General features: G+C 49.4%; 3 protein-coding genes. All 3 read right to left on the minus strand.

What is annotated here, in order from left to right:
• Positions 1 to 313: 313 nt before the first annotated feature.
• Complete coding sequence (locus Xsze_RS20050) at positions 314 to 1,318, minus strand: IS110 family RNA-guided transposase (RefSeq protein WP_038241384.1); 1,005 nt, start codon at positions 1,316 to 1,318, stop codon at positions 314 to 316.
• A 105-nt stretch (positions 1,319 to 1,423) separates the two neighbouring features.
• Positions 1,424 to 2,110, minus strand: coding sequence for an N-6 DNA methylase (locus tag Xsze_RS20055; RefSeq protein ID WP_038241382.1), 687 nt, complete (start codon positions 2,108 to 2,110; stop codon positions 1,424 to 1,426).
• Positions 2,111 to 2,227: 117 nt separating this feature from the next.
• Positions 2,228 to 2,779: DUF1281 domain-containing protein (locus Xsze_RS20060; RefSeq protein WP_169924459.1), on the minus strand; the 552-nt coding region annotated here is incomplete at its 5' end.

A 2,779-nucleotide genomic window follows, 5' to 3' on the forward strand; every position in this document is an offset into this window, starting at 1 on the left:
CCTTACCTCTCAATTTCAGCATAGTACCGAGGGTTACGTGGTTGGGATGCGTTCATTACATTCCTCGTTTTTGCAACACTAATTTTTGATGAGTTTTGGGCTTGCTTAAATCTATCCGGCGTCATTATGGGCAAACATGCCCGCGCCTCAATGAGTTCCGCACCTAATGAACCTTAAAAGCGCCTCGGCTTCAAAAGAGCCATTTTTTGGTTTAGGTTTTTCATCAGGCCGATAGGCCGCTCATGTCATCAATTATCAGTCTTCGCAAAACCTGGTAGGTAACTGTTTAAATTTACTGATGCGGGTGTCAGTACTATTTTTCAAACACTGTGCCGTGTGTGGCTATTGCCCAGGCAATTCGAGCCAATTTGTTCGCTAACGCACAAGCCACAATATTAGAGTGTTTTCGTTCAAGCTGCCCTCTAACCCAGTCAGCTAATTTTCCTGAGTTACTGTCTAATCGTTGCATAAACACTCGTGCACATTGCACTAGAAGTTTTCGCAAATTTTTATCACCTCGCTTACTAATGCCTAGCAGCCTATTTCTTCCTCCCGTACTGTATTGCCGAGGGACCAAGCCCGTTGATGCAGCAAAATCACGGCTTTTTGCATACTGCCTGCCATTGCCTAATTGTGAAGAAAGTAAGCTGGCCGTGATGAGACCAATACCAGGGATTGTTCTGAGGCGCTGAGCAACGTCATCTATTACTACTGTTTGTTTTAATTCGGCTTCCAACTCAGATATTTGTCCAACAAGGTAAAGATAATGGGCATGGAGTCGCATCAACAAGCGGAGCAGGTAGTCAGGGAGTTCATGCTCCGCCAATACTAAAGATAATCTTTTCATAACAGCCGCCCCCTTCGGTAAGCTAATGCCGAACTCCAGCAAGAAACCCTGAATCTGGTTCGTCGTTTTGACTTTATCCCTGACCAGTGATTCTCTAGCGCGATGTAATGCACGCATTGCCTGTTGCGCTTCCGTCTTAGGTTGAACGAAACGCATTGAAGGACGTGATGCCGCCTCGCATATCGCTTCGGCATCAATAAAATCATTTTTATTGCTTTTAACAAAAGGCCGGACAAATTGAGGAGAAATTAATTTAGCTTCATGCCCTAAATCAGTGATCCGTCTTGCCATGAAATGAGCGCCAGTACAAGCCTCCATTACAACAGTGGTAGAGGAACATCCGGCTAAAAATTCCATCAACTTGGTTCGTGTAAACTTTTTATGCAGAAGGGCTTTCCCTGATTTATCCTGACAGTGAATATGGAAAGAATGTTTGCCAAGATCGATACCAATAAGTGTCATGTTATTCATGGTGATGGCCTCATACAAAAGAAATCGCTCTGTCAACTTACGCCAACAGGGTGGGGGTGACCATCTCATTAGCGCCCCGAAAGGCGCTGTGGTTGAAAAATACGGTCAGGCGGCAATAAGCTCAGCCTCCCGCAAACGCGCAGACCAGTTACCCAGATAATGCGCAGGTGTGTAACGTGTCCGCTTGTTGCCGCCATCATGCAGGGCGTCACCGATGGTGACGGCGGCCGGAATACCGGTCAAGGATAACTGGATATACGCCATCACGGTCGCCAGCGGGTCAATATCAATCACTGACACCCACAGGCTGCACAACGGATCATGTCCCAGCTCTCTCAGTTCTTCAGCAACGGCCAACGTCATACAGCCTGCTCCGCAGGCCGGTTCGTAGAATGTGATAAAGGGTTTCTGCTGCAAGTGTGTTGACACATCCTGCAACTGCATTTTCGCCATCATTCTGGCCACTTCCCAAGGGGTGAAGAACTGGTTAAGGGCTTTATCCCCCAGTTCCAGCTGCATAAATACACTGCCGAGAAAGTCACCGGACTCTTGTGCCAGTCCGAGCACCACATGCGAAAACAGCTGCACAATCCGGTCAACATCGGCCCGTTCGTACTTCTTGATGGTTTTCAGGTAATACTGCTCCAGCTCCTCACTGAAACAGTGCTTGTTGTGGATCGCCGCCATGGCACAATTACAAAAATCCCGGAAAACCTGATACCGGGTCTGATAACGGGCTGTTTGCTTAAACAGTGAAATAAATGCTTTCTGATGATCGATTCGGGAAGCCATTGCGTATTTTCCTTGCAAAAAAAAGTGAAAAAAGGAAAACACGCCCTGAAAAGGGAACGGGTTCCCCTTTCGGTTGACGTGGTCAGTTCATATAAAGTGAGTCGGTGAAATAGCCGGTTACTGCCCAACGGCAATTGCTGGCAAGGCCAGCGCCGTTTCCGCCTGTTCATTGGTGACCAGATACAATGCCGGACGGTTTTCCCGCCCTGACTGCCCGTGGCCGCTGTCCACATGCTCGCCCTGGTCATAACAGTCGTAGCCTTTGAGGCTGCCTGACGCGTCGCTGTACCAGTGGCGGATTTCACAGTCAAACACGGCGGACAGCTCCCCTATCAGCTCCGCCGAAGGCGGTGCCCAGGGAGAATCAAAACGCACGGTTAAGCTGCTGACATTCCGGCGCTCCCAGCGGACATGGTGGCCAAACGGCCATTCCAGCCCGTATAGCTCTTCGTAAAACTGCGCTGTGGTGGGAACCTCTTTCAGCAACGTGCTGTTTCCGTTGATTTCGGTGGCCAGATTAGTTGACATAATCATCAGCATATCGCAGGGCTGTGCCGCCTGCGGATAAACCTCCAGCCTGTCCCAGCAGGCCCCGATATCCAGCGTGTCAGACCAGCCCACCATACCAAACCAGTCGGTATACTGGCGGGTCAGCAGACGGGCGATAAC

The organism is Xenorhabdus szentirmaii DSM 16338 (assembly GCF_002632585.1).
GTDB lineage: Bacteria > Pseudomonadota > Gammaproteobacteria > Enterobacterales > Enterobacteriaceae > Xenorhabdus > Xenorhabdus szentirmaii.